The organism is Halomonas sabkhae, from assembly GCF_030409265.1.
Taxonomy (GTDB): domain Bacteria; phylum Pseudomonadota; class Gammaproteobacteria; order Pseudomonadales; family Halomonadaceae; genus Halomonas; species Halomonas halmophila.
In genome coordinates, this window is sequence record NZ_JAUFPM010000012.1 from 1 (window position 1) to 17,645 (window position 17,645).

A 17,645-nucleotide genomic window follows, 5' to 3' on the forward strand; every position below is an offset into this window, starting at 1 on the left:
GTCATCAGCGCCTGGCGAGGAAGGCGTATTCTACAGGATCGGTGCCTGGCGTCAAGCTCGATGTTGCCGAGCGAGCGACGCAGCCTCGAAAGGCGGCTACCGATCGAGCCCTTGGCGGGCCCTGCAAGAAGTGGTGCGTATTCTACCGAAATCCGCGGCTCTGTCAATCGGTGATTTTCGTCATGATACCGAAAAACGCCAAGCAAAACAGAGGCTTCCACCTCTTTCCACCGCTGGCGAGGTTGGCCCGTCGCCGGCAGCGGATGCGTACTTTACGGATCTGGCGGCGCTGACGCAAGGATTTTTTGCGGCGATCGAGGTTCAGCCGTCTCAGGGTTTCGGACGACTGGCGCGATCCAGCAACGAGAGGATCGAGCGGTAGGGAATTCCGCCATGCTCAGTCAGGCCGATTTCACAGGTCCGCGAGTTGGAGTAACCGGCATCACAGCCCGCGACTCGTGACGCCAGCCCGTCCAGAGCCGAGGCATTCAGTTCCGGCACCGTGAAGCCCTTGTCACCACTGAAGCCGCAGCAGTCGATGCCCTCGGGCACGACGACCTCCCGAGCGCAGGCAGCCGCCAGGGCATGAAGCTTGTCGCCCAGTCCCATGCGGGTACTGGAGCAGGTGACATGCAGTGCAACGCGCTCGGGCAAAGGGGTGATGTCCAAGCGCGCCAGCAGCTGGTCATGGGCAAACGCCACCGGATCATGCGCCACCAGCGACGACTCGAACCGCTCTCCCAGCCGCAAGGTACAGGGACTGGTATCGCACAGGATCGGCCAGCGTCCATTCTCGCTGGCAGCCAGCAATGCCCGCTCCACTTCGGCCGCCTTGCGATCCCCCTCCTCGAACTGTCCCTTGGACTGGAACGCCATGCCGCAGCACAGCGATGACACCTCGCTGGGCACCACCACCTCGAACCCCGCCTTGTCGAGCAATGCCAGGGTAACTTCCATGACCGAACGCGCTTCCTGCGGGTCACGCCCGGTCCCGAACATGCGCGTGGCACAGGACGGCAGGTAGACCACCTTGCCGGCCCGTGCCGGACCGTAAGAGCCTCGGTCCAGCACGCGCACCGGTGCCGCCGCCGGCATGCCGGGCCGCCATGCCGGGATCCGGCCACCACTGGCGTTGCGCGCCGCCCGGCTCATGGCCTGCATGCCGGCGTCTCCCATCAGCTTGCGCCCCCAATCGGCGAGTCTGAGCACACCTCTGGCCGCACGGGTCGTGCTGGCAAAGTGCTCGCCAGCCAGCCGCGCCATGCGCGCCTGATGCCGGTTCTGATCATGACGCACGGCGCGCATCAGGTCGCCGGTGTTGATATCCACCGGGCACTGGGTCGCACAGAGGCCGTCGGCAGCACAGGTGTCCACTGCCTGGTACTGGTAGGCGTCACGCAGCTCCGCGAGACGCGCCTCGCCCTCCGCCCCCAGGGCTTCGAGGCGTGCCAGTTCGCGACGCACCACGATGCGTTGGCGTGGCGTCAGGGTGAGCTGCTTGGAGGGGCAGACGGACTCGCAGAAGCCGCACTCGATGCACTTGTCGATCAAGGGGTCGGCGGCGGGCAACGGTTTGAGATTCTTGAGGTGCAGAATGGGGTCACGACTCAGCATGACCTCGGGATTGATCAAGCCTTCAGGGTCGAAGATCGTCTTGATGTCCCACATCAGCTGATAGGCATCACACCCCCATTCCAGCTCGACATAGGGCGCCATGTTGCGACCGGTCCCATGCTCGGCCTTGAGCGAGCCCCCGTACTCCACGCCGACGAGCTGGGCGACTTCATCCATCAGGGCCTGATAACGCTCTGTCTCGCCCGGTTTCTCGAAGCCCTGCGGGAAGACGAAATGCAGGTTGCCGTCCAGGGCATGGCCGAACAGGATGGCATCGTCATAGCCGTGCCGCTGAAAGACGCCGCTCAGGGCAGCGACACCCTCTTCCAGGCGATCGATGGGAAAGGCCACATCCTCGATGACCACGGTGGTGCCATTGTCACGCACGGCCCCCACGGCGGGAAACAGCCCCTTGCGGACCTTCCAGTAGGTGCCATAGGTGGTGCTGTCGCGGGTGAAGCTCAAGGGGGACAGCGTTGCGACATCCGCCACGGCGTCCTGGACCTGTCCCAGACGCGCCTCCAGCTCCGCTTCGCTGTTACCCCGCACATCGATCAGCAACGCCGTCGCTCCCTCCGGCAGGTCATTCAGGGCCTCCGGCATCCCCGACATGCCCTGCACCGAGCGCAGTGCCGCATGATCCATGAGTTCCACCGCCGACACCGGCGTCGGCTTGAGCAACATGGTCGCTCGACAGGCCGCGGCCATGTCGGGGAACAGCGCCAGGGCCGCGGCCTTGTTGGCCTCATCGACCACGCTGCGATAGGTGATGGAGGCGATAAACCCCAGGGTGCCTTCGGAGCCGATCATCAGGTGCTTGAGAATCTCGATGCCATCGGCGAAGTCCACCAGGCTGTTGAGCGCATAGCCGGTGGTGTTCTTGAGGCGGTACTTGTGGCGTATGCGATCCGCCAGGGTCGTGTTGGCCCGGACCCCGGCCGCCAGCGCCTCGAGCCGTTGCAGGAGATCGGCGTGATGCTCACGAAACGCTGCCACGCTGGCGGCATCCGCGGTGTCCAGCAATGCCCCGTCAGGCAGGATCACCCGCATGTCCTCGACCGTCTGATAGCTGTTCTGTGCCGTGCCACAACACATGCCGGAGGCATTGTTGGCGGCAATGCCGCCGATCATGCAGCTCGCGAGCGATGCCGGGTCGGGGCCAATCTTGCGCCCGAAGGGCGCCAGCAGGGCATTGGCTCGCGCCCCGATCACCCCGGGCTCGAGACGAATCGACTCGCCGCCGTCCAGCACCTCGGCGCCACGCCAGGTTTTGCCCAGCTGAATCAGTACCGAATCGGTCAGCGCCTGCCCCGACAGCGAGGTGCCGGCGGCGCGGAAGGTCAGCGGCAAGCGACGCTGCCGACACTCGGCCAGCACCGCCTGCAGCTCGGGCTCGCTCTCGACGCGCACCACCAGCCGGGGGACCAGGCGATAGAAACTGGCATCGGTGCCATAAGCCAGGGTGCGCAGCGGATCGTCGATCAAGCGTGCCGCCGGCAGATGGTCGCGCAAGGCATGCTTCAATGCCTGATAGGCAGCTGCCCGAGGGGTGGCACTCATCCGAAGCTCCTTGTGTCGCGCAGGGCGAGGCCATGGCCATCACGCTGCCATGGGATCCCGTCAGCTCGGCGATGAGCCCGGCGGCATGACCCTCACACCAGGCAGCACGAGATTACCGAGTGACAAGGAAAACGTTAGAGTGGCATATCCACGGGGTCAACGCCGCTGCGCGAGTGCAGTACCCATGACCCACGACTGTTCATCGAGGTAGGCAATGTTCGCACCACACGACGCCACAAGCCGCGCACTGCGTCCGCCGCGCCACCGCCCATCAGCGCCGGCCTCGGTGGCGTGAGCATGCCGGCGAGTCGCGGACGACGCCATTGGCGGCCCCTGCTGATCGGCCTGGCCCTGGCCGGGCTGGCCCTCTGCATGTGGCAGACCGCTCAGGTCGCACGCCAACAGGCACTTCAGGATCTGCGCCATGACGCCGAGAACGAGCTGCGGCTCTCCGCCGCCAGCCTGGCGGGCCACCTGTCGCGTCATGATTATCTGCCCGAGCTGCTCGCCTCCCGCGAGCTGGTCAAGCGCTTCCTGGCCAACCCCCGAGGCCAGGACCCCATGCCGCTCAACCTGCTGCTCGATCGTTTTCGCGCCACCGCCGGCGTTTCCGACATCTACCTGCTGGACCGTCAGGGCAACACCCTGGCGGCCAGCAACTGGCACCGGCCGGACACCTTCATCGGCCAGAACTATGACTACCGGCGCTATTACCAGGACGCCATGGAGGGGAAAAATGGCCGCTTCTTCGGACTCGGTTCGCAATCCGGCGACCGCGGCTACTATTTCTCGGCCCCGGTCTGGCTGGACGAGGTCAATCCCTCCTCCAGACCGGCCGGCGTCATGGTGATCAAGCTGCAATTGAGTGACGTGGAACGCAGCTGGGCCGAGCAGGATGCCGAACTGCTGGTGACCGACCACGACGGCATCATCTTCATGGCCAGCCAGCCCGGCCTGCGACTGGCGGCCATGCAGCCCCTCAGCGACAGCCAGCGCCAGGCGATCCATGCCTCGCGGCGCTATGGCGATGCCCCCCTGCCACATGCCGGCATCGAGGTACTCGAGCGCCGCGACGAGCGGACGCGCCTGGTCAACCTCGCCTCCGGCCCGAACGCCGACACCCGTTACCTGAGCCTGACCCGGTCCATGCGCGACTTCGCATGGGACATGCACATCCTCAAGCCGATCACGCCGGTGGTGAACGCCCAGTGGGTCTTGGCCTTGCTGGCCGGCGGCCTCTATGGACTGGTCGCCCTGGGTGTCGGCATCGGCTGGCAACGCTGGCGACTGCGGCGCGAGCGCGAACGCTTCGCCGAGCGCGAACGGCGCACCCTGGCCCAGGCCCGCGACGAACTCGAACGCAACGTCGCGACCCGCACCCAGGACCTAGTGGCCACCAACCAGCGCCTTTCCGATGAAATCGAGGAGCGTCGGCGCGCCGAACAGAGCCTGCGCGAAACCCGCGACGAGCTGGTGCAGGCCGCCAAGCTGGCGGTGCTCGGGCAGCTGGCCGCCGGCATCAATCACGAACTCAACCAGCCACTCTCGGCGATTCGCGCCTATGCCGAGAACGCCGGCGCCTTCATCGAGCGGGGTCGAACCGATACCGCCGCGGCCAACCTGGAACAGATCATCGAGCTTACCGACCGCATGTCGGAGATCAGTGCCCAGCTGCGCCAGTTTTCGCGCAAGAGCGGCGATACCTTGACCAGCGTCTCGGTGCCCTCCTGCTTCGACTATGCCCTGCGACTCTTCCAGGCACGTCTCAACGAGCTCGGCGTCAGTGTCGAGCGCGACTGGGCGGCCGACGACATCTGGGTTCGCGCCGATCCGGTCAGGCTCGAACAGGTACTGGTCAACCTGATCGGCAATGCGCTCCAGGCCATGACCCACACTGCGGCACCCCGGCTGACCCTGACGATCCAGGCCGGCTCCGAACAGGTCCAGGTGGGCGTGGCGGACAACGGCCCGGGCATCGAAGCGTCACAGCTGTCACGGGTCTTCGAGCCCTTCTTCACCACCAAGTCGAGCGGCAGCGGGCTGGGCCTGGGGCTGTCCATATCGGGCCGCATCATCGACGACCTGGGCGGGCGCCTCGAGGCCGGCCACCATGATGGCGGCGGTGCCCTCTTTACCATTACCCTGCCCCGCGACCCGGGACCGCAGGCCCGCCCAGCCACCGAGGAGCCATCCCCGCATGCATGACAACACCGAGCTACCGGTGATGATCATCGATGACGAAGCCCATCTGCGGCTTTCCGCCAGCCAGACACTCGAGCTCGCCGGCTACCGGCCGCAATGCCACGCGAGTGCCGAAGCGGCCCTGGCGGCACTCGAAACCGACTACCCCGGCGTGGTGGTCAGTGACATCCGCATGCCGGGCATGGATGGCATGGCCCTGCTGCGCGAAGTCCGCCGCCGCGACCCGGACCTGCCGGTCGTGCTGATCACCGGCCACGGCGACATCTCCACCGCCGTGGAGGCCATGCGCGAGGGCGCCTGGGATTTCCTGGAAAAGCCCTTTCCCGGTGAACGTCTGGTCGAGGTCGTACGCCGCGGCAGCGACAAGCGCCGCCTGAGCCTGGAAAACCGCGCCCTCAAGGCCGAACTCGAAGCCCAGCAATCCGCGCCCGGCCCGCGCCTGGTCGGCCGCACCCCGGCCATTCAGCGACTGGCCGCCATGATCCAGCGTATCAGCCGGGTCGAGGCCGATGTCCTGCTGTTCGGCGAAACCGGCACGGGCAAGGACCTGGCCGCCCGCGCCATCCACGAACGCAGCCCGCGTGGCGGCCATCCCTTCGTGGCCATCAACTGCGGTGCGGTCCCCGAGAGCACCATCGAATCGGAACTCTTCGGTCACGAGAAGGGTGCCTTCACCGGAGCCCTCGAACGTCGCATCGGCAAGTTCGAGCATGCCGCCGGCGGTACCGTCTTTCTCGACGAGATCGAGTCCATGCCGCTGTCCCTGCAGGTCAAGTTGCTGCGAGTACTTCAGGAGCGCAGCGTCGAGCGCCTCGGCTCCAACCAGCCGGTTGCCCTGGATATTCGGGTCATCGCCGCCACCAAGGTGGATCTCAAGGCCGCCGCGGAAGCCGGCGAGTTCCGCGAGGACCTCTACTATCGGCTCAACGTGGTCACCCTGCCGATCCCGCCGCTGCGCGAGCGTCGCGAGGACATCCCGCTACTCTTCCAGCACTTTGCCGCGGTTGCCGCCAGCCGCAGCGGCATGGAAGCGCCGCCCCTGGATGCCACCGGCGTCTCGGCCCTGATGGCCCACGACTGGCCCGGCAATGCCCGCGAACTGCGCAACCTGGCCGAACGCTACGTGCTGCTCGGCATCACCTGCGACTACCACCTGGGCATGCTGATGGAAGGCGTCGACCATGAAGGCAGCGACCTGTCCCTGCCCGAGCAGGTCGAACTCTTCGAGAAACAGCTGATCAGCCAGGCCCTGGCCCGCCACCACGGCCATGTCACCGAAGTCTGCGAAAACCTCGGCTTGCCGCGCAAGACGCTCTACGACAAGCTGCGCCGGCATGACCTCAAGGCCGAGCACTATCGGCACACGGAAAGCTGAGCCCGGGCGGCGAGATGCCGCACGCTCCCCCATGACAGGGCAGCCGCCGTACCGCCGATTATCCCAGCAGGGTGAACAGGCCGCCGCCAGCGGCAATGGCCAGGGCCGCCAGTACCACCATGGCGCCGTCGCGGGTGCTCATGCCGATGGCCACCAGGGTCACCGCCAGTGCCGGGATGCCACTGGCGAACGGGACCAGCTCCAGGGGGATCATTGCCAGCCCGCTGACGGCACAGATCAACGCCACTACCTGACTGACCGGCGCTCGGGTCAGCACGACCAGGCGCGGCCGAAACCAGCGATCGAGGCGCTGAGCCACCGGCATGGCCCGCTCCGTCATGGCCGTCAGGGCCTGCTGTTTCACCGCCAGGCGGCGCAGACGTTTTGGTACCCAGGGCGACGACTTGCCCATGAGGCCCTGGATGGCGATCAGGAAGATCAGCACGCCACACACGCTGGGCACGCCGGGGATCCCGCCGGTGGGCAGCATCGCGATCAATGCCGGGGCCAGCAACAAGGGGCCGAAGCCGCGCGAGTTCAGGGCATCGACCAGGGTACCGACGGCGACGTTGCCCGCCTTCGCCTCGTCCTGCAGGCGCTGCAGCACATCACTGATGCTCATGTCCTGGCTCATGGGCTCTGGCTCCTGGCTCAAGGGGGTAGAGGGACTATCTGCCGTTGCTTCAGTCCCCCCAACACATGGCCAGCCATGTTACACGCCATAGCTGACGGCATCATGAGCAAAGCATGAAGGGATTGTGAAGAGCGCCATTCAGCTCGGCCAGAGCGCCAGCCACTGCTGCCCCACCGCCTGCAGGCCCATCCAGTTCGGCAACCACGGCAGCATGGCCAGCATCAGCAGGATCAGCGCGACGGCACGCCACGGTCTGTCATAATCGAACAGCTTGAGGGCGGTCCCGAAGGAGCGCTTGAGGCGCGCGCCCTCCAGGTCGACGCTGTACAGCTCATCGAGCGTCAGATGCACCAGACAACCCACCAGCAGCGCCAGGCCATGCGTCCAGGCCAGCCAGGACGGCTGCCCCAGGGCAGCATGGCTCAGCGTACTACCCGTCCAGGCAAAAAAGACGGCCGCCAGCAGCGAGTGCCAGATGCCACGATGCACCGAAAAGCTTTTGAAGACCGGAGCCAGCACATAGCGCACCCCGGCATAGATGCCGGCACAGGCCATCAGCCAATAGCTGAAGGCCAGTTGCGACTGCAGCAACCAGGCGCCTGCCGCGGCCGACATGAAGGCCAGCAGGCCGAATACCAGGCGCACCGAATGCGAATGATCCGAATCGATATCCGGCAGAATGCCGCCCAGCGTGGTCAACAGCATAAGCGGCCAGGCCTGCCATGGGGTCCAGAGACCGAAGTGCCAGCCCCCCAGCGCCAGCACGCAGCCACTACCGGCCGCCACGCTGATGTGGGTGCCAAAATTCGCCATGTGCGGATACCTCGATCACTGGATAAACATCCATTATCGCGCACAGGCCTCATGCAGAACAATCAGTTAAGGCGATTTTCCGGCAGGTTCCCAACCACTGCAGCGGCTGGCTCCGCGATCAACCTTCGACGGCGGCCAGGTACTCGTCCTTGAGCTTCACGTAATTGCCGGCCGTATAGGCAAAGAAGGCGCGCTCCTTGTCCTTGAGCGGCCGCAGCGCCTTGGCCGGATTGCCGGCATACACATGACCGCCGGCCAGCTGCTTGCCCGGCGGCACCACGGCGCCGGCGGCGATGATGACCTCATCCTCGACCACGGCGCCATCCATGACGATGGCTCCCATGCCGACCAGGATGCGGTCGCCCAGGGTACAGCCATGCAGGATCGCCTTGTGGCCAATGGTGACCTCATTGCCGATAGTCAGCGGAAAACCATCCGGGTTGAAATCACTGGCATGGGTGATGTGCAGCACGCTGCCATCCTGCACGCTGGTACGTGCCCCGATGCGGATGCGGTGCATGTCGCCACGCACCACCGCCATGGGCCAAACCGAGCTGTCGTCACCCAGCTCGACATCGCCCAGCACCATGCACTGCGGATCGATATAGACGCGTTCGCCGAGGTGCGGCGTCATGCCCTTCCAGGCGCGTAGCGTGACCGAATCGCTCATCATGCCTCTCCCCTCATCAAGATACATCGGTGACTCACAGTAGACCGGCCCCCAATACTACCAGCGTCAGCGGGATCGACACCCAGCGCACCAGGTTACGCCACAGTCGAAAGCCACCGGGCCCGACCCCCAGGGCGTGCCGGGCGGTCGACTCGGGCATCACCCAGGCGGCGAAGATGGCGATCAGCAGGCCGCCCACGGGCAGGAAGATCTCCGGCGGAATGGTGCTGACCAGGGCAAAGACATTCATGCCGAACAGCACCTCGACGTCGGCCATGGTCGAGAACGACAGCACCGACAGCAGCCCCAGGGCCCAGACGGCGAAGCCGACTACCGCCGTTGCCCTGCCGCGACCCAGTCCCCAGCCCTGCAGGGTGGCAACGATCGGTTCGGCCAGATTGATCGACGAGGTCCAGGTCGCCAGCAGCAGCAACAGGAAAAACAGCGACAACCAGAAGGCGCCCAACGGCAGGTCGGCAAACGCCACCGGCAGGGTCACGAACATCAAGCCGGGGCCCTCACCGGGGTCCATGCCCTGGGAGAACACCACCGAGAAGATGGCGATACCGGCGAGCAGCGCCACGCTCACATCCAGCACCGCCACCGAGGCCGCGGCGCGCGGCAGACTCTGCTGATCCGGCATGTAGGCGCCGTAGGCCATCAGCGCACAGGCCCCCACGGCCAGGGTGAAGAAGGCATGCCCCATGGCATGCACCAGCACCATCGGGCTGACCGCCGACAGATCAGGCGTGAACAGCCAGGCCAGTGCCGTGGTGAAGCCGCTGGTGGTGGCCGCATGGCCGGCCAGCACCAGCAGCAATAGATACAGCAACGGCATCAACACATTGTTGAGCCGCTCCAGCCCCTTGGCGACACCACCGGCCACCACCAGCATGGTCATCAGCAGAAAGAGACTGTGATTGACCGCCATGCGGCCCGGGTTGGCGAGAAAGGCATCGAAGCCGGCCCCGATCTCCTGGGCACTGCGTCCCACGAACTCACCACGCAGCGACTGGCCGAGAAACTCGATCGACCAGCCCGACACCACCGAATAGAACGACAGGATGCAGAACACCGTGAACGCCCCGAACAGCCCCAGCCAACGCCAGTGACGACTGGCCGATGCGGCGCTGGCCAGATACCCGAGGGACTGCATGGGGCTGCGACGGCCGGCCCGGCCGACCAGGATCTCGGCCATCATCACCGGCACGCCGAGCAGTACCACGAAGGCCACATACAGCATCAGGAAGGCGGCGCCGCCGTTCTCGCCGGTAATGTAGGGAAAGCGCCAGATATTGCCCAGCCCGACCGCCGCACCGGTCACCGCCAGGATGAAGGCGCGGCGGCTGCTCCAGCGCTCCAGGGTTTCGTTCATCATGTCTCTCCGGTCGGGATGAAGGCGTCGCCAGGCCAGGGCCGCATCGCAGATGCCGATGGACCCGAGGCCAACCCGGCGACTCGGCAGGCGCGCAGTCTAGCAAGCGCTGCCGCATGCGCCCATTGCCGCGTCCACATTGAAAACCGCCCGTGGTGCCCGCATCTCTCACAACAATTCCATCATCTATCGAGGTGCGCATGTCCACCAACCCACTGCTCGAAGCCCACTCGCTTCCCCCCTTCGCCGAGATACAGCCCGAGCACGTGGTGCCGGCGATCGAGAGCCTGCTCGCCGAAAACCGCCAGGCCATCGATGCCCTGGTCGCGCGTACCGAGCAGGAGGCGCCACGCTGGGAGACCCTCGCCGCACCGCTGGAAGCCCTCAACGACCGCCTCGCACGCGCCTGGTCACCGGTGTCGCACCTCAATGGCACCATGAACAATCCGGCACTGCGTGACGCCTACGAGCAGAGCCTGGGCATGCTTTCCGACTACACCACCTGGCTGGGGCAGCACGAAGGCCTCTTTCGTGCCTGGCAAGCCTTGAAGGATGGCCCGGGCTGGGCCGAGCTCGACGCCGGCCAGCGCCGCACCGTCGACAACGCCCTGCGCGACTTCCGACTGGCCGGCGTCGACCTGCCAGCCGACAAGAAGCAGCGTTACGGCGAGATCCAGGCCCGCCTGTCGAGCCTGTCGAACACCTTCTCCAACCAGCTGCTGGACGCCACCCAGGCCTGGCAGCTGGTCCTCGAGGACGACAGCCGCCTGAGCGGGCTGCCTCAGAGCGCCCGCGACACCCTGGCCGCCAATGCCGAGGCCAAGGGCCTGACCGGCTATCGCATCACCCTGGACTTCCCCAGTTTCTTCCCGGTCATGACCCATGCCGACGATCGCGAACTGCGTCGCGAGGTCTATACCGCCTTCGTCACCCGTGCTTCGGAGACCGGCCCCAACGCCGGCGAATTCGACAATGCGCCGGTGATGGCGGAAATTCTCGCGCTGCGTCAGGAACTGGCCGAACTGCTGGGCTTCGCCACCTATGCCGACTACTCGCTGGCCACCAAGATGGCCGAATCGCCTCAGCGGGTCATCGGCTTCCTCGACGACCTCGCCGCGCGGGCCGTGCCCCAGGCGCGCGAGGAATACGACCAGCTGGCCAGCTTTGCCCGTGACCACCTGGGGCTCGACGAGATGGCGCCCTGGGACGTGGGTTACGCCAGCGAGAAGCTGCGCGAGGCGCGCTTTGCCATTTCCAACGAACAATTGCGCCCCTACTTCCCGGCGCCGCAGGTGGTCGATGGCCTCTTCAAGGTGGTCGAGAAGCTCTATGGCGTGACCTTCGCGGAGGATCACGAAGCGCCGCGCTACCATCCGGACGTGCGCTTCTTCCACATCATGGAGGACGGCGCCCCCATCGCCGGCTTCTACCTGGACCTCTACGCCCGCGAAGGCAAGCGTGGCGGCGCCTGGATGGACGAATGCCGGGTACGTCGCGAGGAAGACGGCGAGCTCCAGCTGCCGGTGGCCTACCTGACCTGCAACTTCACGCGCCCGGTGGGCGACGCGCCGGCACTGCTGACCCACGACGAGGTCACCACCCTCTTCCACGAGTTCGGTCATGGCCTGCATCACATGCTCACGCGCCAGACCGTCGCCGACATCTCCGGCATCAATGGCGTAGCCTGGGATGCGGTGGAGCTGCCCAGCCAGTTCATGGAGAACTACTGCTGGGAACGCGAAGGCCTGGACCTGATCGCCGGCCACGTCGATACCGGCGAGCCGCTTCCCCAGGAGCTGTTCGACAAGCTGCTGGCCGCCCGCAATTTCCAGTCCGCCATGGGCATGGCCCGCCAGCTCGAGCTATCGCTGTTCGACTTCCGCCTGCACATGGAGAGCGGGGCGCCCAGCGCCGCCGACATCCAGGCCATGCTCGACGAGGTGCGCGACCAGGTCTCGGTGGTACCGCGGGTCGACTTCAACCGCTTCCAGAACGGCTTCGGCCACATCTTTGCCGGTGGCTATGCCGCTGGCTACTACAGTTACAAGTGGGCCGAGGTACTCTCGGCCGATGCCTGGAGCGCCTTCGAGGAGGCCGGCATCTTCGACCCGGACACCGGGCGCCGCTTCCGCACCGAGATCCTCGAGCGGGGCGGTTCGCAGGATGCCGCCGAGCTGTTCCGGGCCTTTCGCGGGCGCGAGCCCAGCGTCGAACCCCTGCTTCGACACAGCGGCATTCGCGCCGCCTGAACCACTGCTTCACCCGACAGGCGCCGGGAACTGCCCGGCGCCGCATCATCAGGAGGCCGTATGGCCAACCAGAAACGCTTTATCGCCGGCGCCGTCTGCCCCCGTTGCGCCGAGATGGACCGTGTTCGTACCTGGGAACAGAACGGCATGCGCTACCGTGACTGCGTCAGTTGCGACTTCTTCGAGCAGTTGCCCATCGAGGACGAAGCGCCCCCCGAGCTGGATACCCGCATCGGCCAGTCACAAGCGGCACCGGCATCGCCCCAGGATGACCTGCAGCCCGTCAGGATTCTCGACCCCGGCCCCTCGAACCGTTAGGCCAATGCGGATTGTGCGGAATTCCGCACAACCACGAACCGGCAGTGTGCGAACTCCCAGCCCCGGCGGGGCTGCTCTTATGCCACTTTAGTGGTATATGAAATCCATAACTCTCTGATTAAAAGGCGTTAAGCCGCTTCTGGAACACCCCTTGCTGTTTGTACAGGGCATAACGTGGGTCGGCCCACTGAGCCGACCACGCCATCAGCAAGAACAACCAGTGAACAGCGGGAGACACGCCATGACCCTCAAGACTTGCTTGATCACCGGCACCCTGACCAGCGCCATGCTGATCACCGGCAGCGCCCAGGCCGATCGCGACGACTGGCCGGACAACTTCACCGTGGGCACGGCCAGCCAGGGCGGCACCTACTTCGTCTACGGTTCCGGCTGGGCCAACCTGATCGCCGATGAGCTCGGCCTCTCCGGCGGCGGCGAAGTCACCGGCGGTCCCAACCAGAACCTCGCTCTGGTGCATAGTGGCGATGTGGCCCTGGGCCTGACCACCATGGGCCCGGCCGCCGATGCCGTGGCCGGCGAAAGCTCCCTGGCGCCGGGCGTGAAGATGGACAACGTCTGCGCGCTCTTCCCGATGTACGAGACCCCCTTCTCGATCACCACCCTGGCCGACAGCGGCATCGAGTCGATCTCGGATATCCCGGATGGCGCCAGCATCGGCTTCGGCCCGGCCGCTTCGACCTCCGACACCTACTTCCCGGCCATGCTCGAGACCCTCGGCGTCGAATTCGACCGTCGCAATGGTGGCTGGAACGACCTGGGCGGTCAGTTGCAGGATGGTCTGATCGATGTCATCGCCTTCGCCGCCGGCATCCCGATCCCCGCCGTCAGCCAGCTCGAAGTGCAGACCGACGTGAACATCATCGAGTTCACCGAGGAAGAGCAGGCCAAGGTCATGGAAGAATACCCGGTATCGGACTTCAGTATTCCGGCCAGCACCTACGAGACCCTGGACGAGGACGCCCGCGCCGTCGCCATGTGGAACTTCACCATCGCCGGCTGTGACCTGCCCGAAGACCTGGTCTACGAGATCACCAAGCTGAGCATGGAAAACAACGACAAGATGATGGATATCCATCGCAGCGCCCAGTTCAGTGTTCCCGAGAACCTCGAGTACAACACCGTGCTGCCCTTCCACCCCGGTGCCGTGCGCTGGTACGAAGAGAACGGCTACGAGATTCCCGACGACCTGAAGCTGTAAGCCCGTACCCGTGCTTCAGCCCCGTGCCGCACACGCCGGTGCGGGGCCTTCTGTCTGCTCCCTCGTTCCACACCCAAGGGTGTTCCCATGTCTCATACTCCCGACTCGCGTGACGACGCCGCCACCGACGACCCTCAAGCCATCAATGCCGAAGGCGTCGATGATGTCGCCGTGGAGGCCAATCGACGCCTCTACAGCGGCTGGCAATGGCTGCTGTTCGGTGGCCTGGCCATCGCCTACACCCTCTTCCATCTGGTCTCGCTGAACCTTTATCCGCTGGAGACCTGGTCATTCCGTATTCTGCACATCGCCGGCGCCCTCATCCTGGGCTTCGGCCTGTATGCCGGCACGCAGTTTGCCGACGACGACCAGCGTCGTTCGGCCACCTGGATGCGCTGGCTGAGCTATGCGCTGCTCATCCCTGCCATTTACGCCCTGGTTCGGGTGGTGATGATGTATCAGGAGATGAATGCCGGCGCCATGCGTATCGCACCGGAGATCGAAGCCTGGCACTTCGGTTATCCGCTGATCCTGGCCACGGTGGCAGGCATCCTGGTGTCCTGGAGCTATCGACAGCTCCGTGACCGTCTTTCGCCCGCCGACCTGGTGTTGATGGTCTGTGCCATGGCCGTGGCCGGCTATCTGCTGGTGATGTTCAACAGCCAGCTGCGCGCTTCGACCGGCACCTCCTTCGCGCCCATGGGGATCTCCTACGCGGCCATCGCCGGCTCGCTGTTGATTCTCGAGCTGACCCGCCGCGTGGCCGGCCTGGCGCTGGTGATCATCTCGGCGATCTTTCTCGGCTATGTCTTCGTCGGCCCCTACCTGCCCGGCTTTCTCGGCTATCCGGGGCTCTCGGTGGGCCGCTTCTTCAGCCAGGTGTATACCGACGCCGGCATCCTGGGACCGACCACGGCGGTCTCGTCGACCTACATCATCCTGTTCATCATCTTTGCCGCCTTCCTGCAGGCCTCCAAGGTCGGGGACTACTTCGTCAACTTTGCCTTCGCCGTGGCCGGGCGTGCGCGCGGTGGCCCGGCCAAGGTGTCGATCTTCGCCTCGGGCCTGATGGGCATGATCAACGGCACCAGCGCCGGTAATGTCGTCTCCACCGGCTCGCTGACCATCCCGCTGATGAAGAAGGTCGGCTACCCGGCGCGCAGTGCCGGCGCCATCGAGGCCGCTGCCTCCACCGGCGGACAGATCATGCCGCCGATCATGGGCGCCGGCGCCTTCATCATGGCCGAGGTGACGGGCATTCCGTATACCGAGATCGCCGTGGCGGCCCTGATTCCGGCCATCCTCTACTTCCTCTCGATCTACTGCATGGTCGACTTCGAGGCGGCCCGCAAGGGCATGCGTGGCATGCGCCAGGACGAGATCCCGCAGTTCCGCCGCCTGGTCAAGCAGGTCTATCTGTTCGCGCCGATCATCATCCTGATTGCCGCCCTCTTCATGGGCTATTCGGTGATTCGTGCCGGGACTCTGGCGACCGCCTCGGCGGCCGTGGTGAGCTGGCTGTCGCCGCACAAAATGGGACCACGCGCGATCCTGCGGGCGCTGCAGCTGGCCGGCAGCATGTCGATCCAGATCATCGCGGTCTGTGCCTGTGCCGGCCTGATCGTCGGGGTGATCGCGCTGACCGGCGTGGGGGCACGCTTCTCCTCCCTGCTGCTGGGCCTGGCCGGGGTCAGCCAGCTGCTGGCACTGTTCTTCGCCATGTGTATCTCGATCCTGCTGGGCATGGGCATGCCGACCACGGCGGCCTATGCCGTGGCCGCCTCGGTAGTGGCACCCGGCCTTATCGAGATCGGCATCCAGCCACTGGTGGCGCACTTCTTCGTGTTCTACTTCGCGGTGGTCTCGGCCATCACGCCGCCGGTGGCACTGGCCTCCTATGCGGCGGCCGGCATCTCCGGTGACCGCGCCATGGGCACCTCGGTGGCGTCGTTCAAGATCGGCCTGGCGGCCTTCATCGTGCCCTTCATGTTCTTCTACAGCCCGGCCATGCTGATGGAAGGCTCCTGGCTGCAGATCCTGCGGGTCGGCTTGACCGCCACCCTGGGCATCGTGCTGCTGTCGGCCACCGTTCAGGCCTGGTTCTTCGGGCCAGTAAAGGCCTGGCAGCGGGTGGTCATGTTGATTGGCGCGCTGTGCATGATCTACGGCGGCCTGATCACCGATGTGGCCGGCCTGGCCATCGGCATCGCGCTCTTCCTGATGCAGCGCGGCCGCGGCGATGATGGCACGCGGACCGCCGCCACGAGCTGAGGTCAGTCACTTTCTGAGGATGGACACGGGCCCCGCCGAATCGATTGGCGGGGCCCTTCTATTTTACGACCGAAACGGACCACTCGGCGCTGGAGTGCCCACCTGGACAGGCGTCGACAAGTCTTCGCGAGGGCGCTATGAACCCATCCATGGGCGCTACATCCGCCCTTCCTGGGCGGATGACCCTCGCTTCAACTTGTCCCCGCCTTTCTATACGGATGTGCTCGCCGCACTAAGGAAGCGCTGATTTATGAAACGAGCGAAGATAGGTTGGCTGCTGCCGGAACGGAAATACCGCAGTTTACACGCCAGTAAATGAGGATATTGAGTACCGCCGGCAGCCAAGATATCGAGCGCAGTAATAAATCAGTGTTTCCCTAATGGCAGCTCAAACGCTCAAGTTATCCAGCACCTTCAGGGTCGGCTCGGCCTGGTTGAGCGTGTAGAAGTGCAGGCCCGGCGCGCCGCCATCCAGCAGCCGCTGGCTGAGCCGCGAGATGACATCTTCACCGAAGGCCGCGATGCTCGCGCTGTCGTCGCCATAGGCCTCGAGCTGCTTGCGGATCCAGCGCGGAATCTCGGCGCCGCAGGCATCGGAGAAACGCGCCAGCTTGGTGTAGTTGGTAATCGGCATGATGCCCGGCACGATCGGCGCCTCGACGCCCAGGGCACGCGCCCGTTCGACGAAGTGGAAGTAGGCGTCCGCCGTAAAGAAGTACTGGGTGATGGCAATATCGGCACCGGCCTGCATCTTGCGGGCAAAGTTCTCGAGATCGCGGTCCAGACTGGGGGCCTGGGGATGCGACTCGGGATAGGCCGCCACGGCGACCTCGAAATGATCGCCGGTTTCCTCGCGGATGAACTCGACCAGTTCGTTGGCATAGCGCAGATCCCCCACGCCTCCCATGCCGGAGGGCAGATCACCGCGCAGCGCGACGATGCGCTTGATGCCGTCTTCCCGGAAACGCGTCAACAGGTCGCGCAGCTGCGCCTTTTCGCTGCCGATGCAGGACAGGTGCGGCGCCGTGTCGATACCACACTCGCGCACCGCCTTGACGGCATCCAGGGTACGATGCTGAGTGGAGCCCCCCGCGCCATAGGTCACCGAGAAGAAGCGCGGATCGCGCGCCGCCAGGGCATCCCGAGCCTGCATCAGCTTGTCGCGCCCGGCCTCGGTATTGGGCGGGAAGAATTCAAAGCTGATGCCCATCGGGTGCTGTTGCGCGCTCATCTCAAGCTCCTCTGCTGTGTATCGGTGACGCGGCCATTGTGACGATTCGCGAACGTCGGCACCAATGAAAGATGCGCAGGTCGTCATCATTCCGCTTCATATAAAAACCGGCGC

General features: G+C 65.3%; 12 protein-coding genes. 6 read left to right on the forward strand and 6 right to left on the reverse strand.

Features of this window, described 5'->3' with window-relative positions; genetic code table 11:
- Positions 1-330: 330 nt before the first annotated feature.
- Complete coding sequence (locus tag QWY79_RS08000; RefSeq protein WP_290271621.1) at positions 331-3,174, reverse strand: FAD-binding and (Fe-S)-binding domain-containing protein; 2,844 nt, start codon at positions 3,172-3,174, stop codon at positions 331-333.
- 297 nt (positions 3,175-3,471) lie between these two features.
- Between QWY79_RS08000 and QWY79_RS08005 the strand changes: the two genes are divergently transcribed.
- Together QWY79_RS08005 and QWY79_RS08010 are read left to right on the forward strand one after the other, a co-directional pair.
- Complete coding sequence (locus QWY79_RS08005) at positions 3,472-5,379, forward strand: sensor histidine kinase (RefSeq protein ID WP_290271623.1); 1,908 nt, start codon at positions 3,472-3,474, stop codon at positions 5,377-5,379.
- Positions 5,372-6,751, forward strand: a complete 1,380-nt coding sequence (locus QWY79_RS08010) for a sigma-54-dependent transcriptional regulator (RefSeq protein WP_290271624.1) — start codon at positions 5,372-5,374, stop codon at positions 6,749-6,751. Before QWY79_RS08005 ends, QWY79_RS08010 begins: the two co-directional genes overlap by 8 nt.
- Before the next feature lie 58 nt (positions 6,752-6,809).
- Here QWY79_RS08010 and QWY79_RS08015 read toward each other — a convergent pair whose 3' ends face one another.
- The 4 genes from QWY79_RS08015 to QWY79_RS08030 form a co-directional block, all read right to left on the reverse strand.
- A complete protein-coding gene (locus tag QWY79_RS08015; protein ID WP_290271625.1) occupies positions 6,810-7,385 on the reverse strand; it encodes an exopolysaccharide biosynthesis protein in 576 nt (191 codons plus the stop codon).
- Between the two features lie 138 nt (positions 7,386-7,523).
- Positions 7,524-8,198, reverse strand: coding sequence for a metal-dependent hydrolase (locus QWY79_RS08020; protein WP_290271626.1), 675 nt, complete (start codon positions 8,196-8,198; stop codon positions 7,524-7,526).
- 118 nt (positions 8,199-8,316) lie between these two features.
- Complete coding sequence (locus tag QWY79_RS08025; RefSeq protein WP_290272010.1) at positions 8,317-8,868, reverse strand: gamma carbonic anhydrase family protein; 552 nt, start codon at positions 8,866-8,868, stop codon at positions 8,317-8,319.
- A 34-nt stretch (positions 8,869-8,902) separates the two neighbouring features.
- Positions 8,903-10,243, reverse strand: coding sequence for a sodium-dependent transporter (locus QWY79_RS08030; RefSeq protein ID WP_290272012.1), 1,341 nt, complete (start codon positions 10,241-10,243; stop codon positions 8,903-8,905).
- Positions 10,244-10,443: 200 nt separating this feature from the next.
- On the opposite strand from QWY79_RS08030, the gene prlC reads away from it, so the two are divergent.
- The 4 genes from prlC (at position 10,444) to QWY79_RS08050 (ending at position 16,300) form a co-directional block, all read left to right on the forward strand.
- The gene (gene prlC, locus QWY79_RS08035) at positions 10,444-12,492 is read left to right on the forward strand and encodes an oligopeptidase A (RefSeq protein WP_290271627.1); all 2,049 of its coding nucleotides are present in this window, start codon (positions 10,444-10,446) and stop codon (positions 12,490-12,492) included.
- A gap of 60 nt (positions 12,493-12,552) precedes the next feature.
- Positions 12,553-12,810, forward strand: coding sequence for a YheV family putative zinc ribbon protein (locus QWY79_RS08040; RefSeq protein WP_290271628.1), 258 nt, complete (start codon positions 12,553-12,555; stop codon positions 12,808-12,810).
- A 241-nt stretch (positions 12,811-13,051) separates the two neighbouring features.
- Positions 13,052-14,029: a TAXI family TRAP transporter solute-binding subunit gene (locus tag QWY79_RS08045; protein ID WP_290271629.1), complete on the forward strand. Its 978-nt coding sequence runs from the start codon at positions 13,052-13,054 to the stop codon at positions 14,027-14,029.
- Positions 14,030-14,116: 87 nt separating this feature from the next.
- Positions 14,117-16,300, forward strand: coding sequence for a TRAP transporter permease (locus QWY79_RS08050; protein ID WP_290271630.1), 2,184 nt, complete (start codon positions 14,117-14,119; stop codon positions 16,298-16,300).
- A gap of 388 nt (positions 16,301-16,688) precedes the next feature.
- On the opposite strand, the gene metF is transcribed toward QWY79_RS08050, so the two are convergent.
- The gene (gene metF / locus QWY79_RS08055) at positions 16,689-17,531 is read right to left on the reverse strand and encodes a methylenetetrahydrofolate reductase [NAD(P)H] (RefSeq protein ID WP_290271631.1); all 843 of its coding nucleotides are present in this window, start codon (positions 17,529-17,531) and stop codon (positions 16,689-16,691) included.
- Positions 17,532-17,645 lie beyond the last annotated feature (114 nt).

Bases quoted from the DNA above. Each gene is read 5' to 3' on its own strand.
- QWY79_RS08000 (WP_290271621.1), bottom strand. From the start codon at position 3,174: ATGAGTGCCACCCCTCGGGCAGCTGCCTATCAGGCATTGAAGCATGCC.
- QWY79_RS08005 (WP_290271623.1), top strand. From the start codon at position 3,472: ATGCCGGCGAGTCGCGGACGACGCCATTGGCGGCCCCTGCTGATCGGC.
- QWY79_RS08010 (WP_290271624.1), top strand. From the start codon at position 5,372: ATGCATGACAACACCGAGCTACCGGTGATGATCATCGATGACGAAGCC.
- QWY79_RS08015 (WP_290271625.1), bottom strand. From the start codon at position 7,385: ATGAGCCAGGACATGAGCATCAGTGATGTGCTGCAGCGCCTGCAGGAC.
- QWY79_RS08020 (WP_290271626.1), bottom strand. From the start codon at position 8,198: ATGGCGAATTTTGGCACCCACATCAGCGTGGCGGCCGGTAGTGGCTGC.
- QWY79_RS08025 (WP_290272010.1), bottom strand. From the start codon at position 8,868: ATGAGCGATTCGGTCACGCTACGCGCCTGGAAGGGCATGACGCCGCAC.
- QWY79_RS08030 (WP_290272012.1), bottom strand. From the start codon at position 10,243: ATGAACGAAACCCTGGAGCGCTGGAGCAGCCGCCGCGCCTTCATCCTG.
- prlC (WP_290271627.1), top strand. From the start codon at position 10,444: ATGTCCACCAACCCACTGCTCGAAGCCCACTCGCTTCCCCCCTTCGCC.
- QWY79_RS08040 (WP_290271628.1), top strand. From the start codon at position 12,553: ATGGCCAACCAGAAACGCTTTATCGCCGGCGCCGTCTGCCCCCGTTGC.
- QWY79_RS08045 (WP_290271629.1), top strand. From the start codon at position 13,052: ATGACCCTCAAGACTTGCTTGATCACCGGCACCCTGACCAGCGCCATG.
- QWY79_RS08050 (WP_290271630.1), top strand. From the start codon at position 14,117: ATGTCTCATACTCCCGACTCGCGTGACGACGCCGCCACCGACGACCCT.
- metF (WP_290271631.1), bottom strand. From the start codon at position 17,531: ATGAGCGCGCAACAGCACCCGATGGGCATCAGCTTTGAATTCTTCCCG.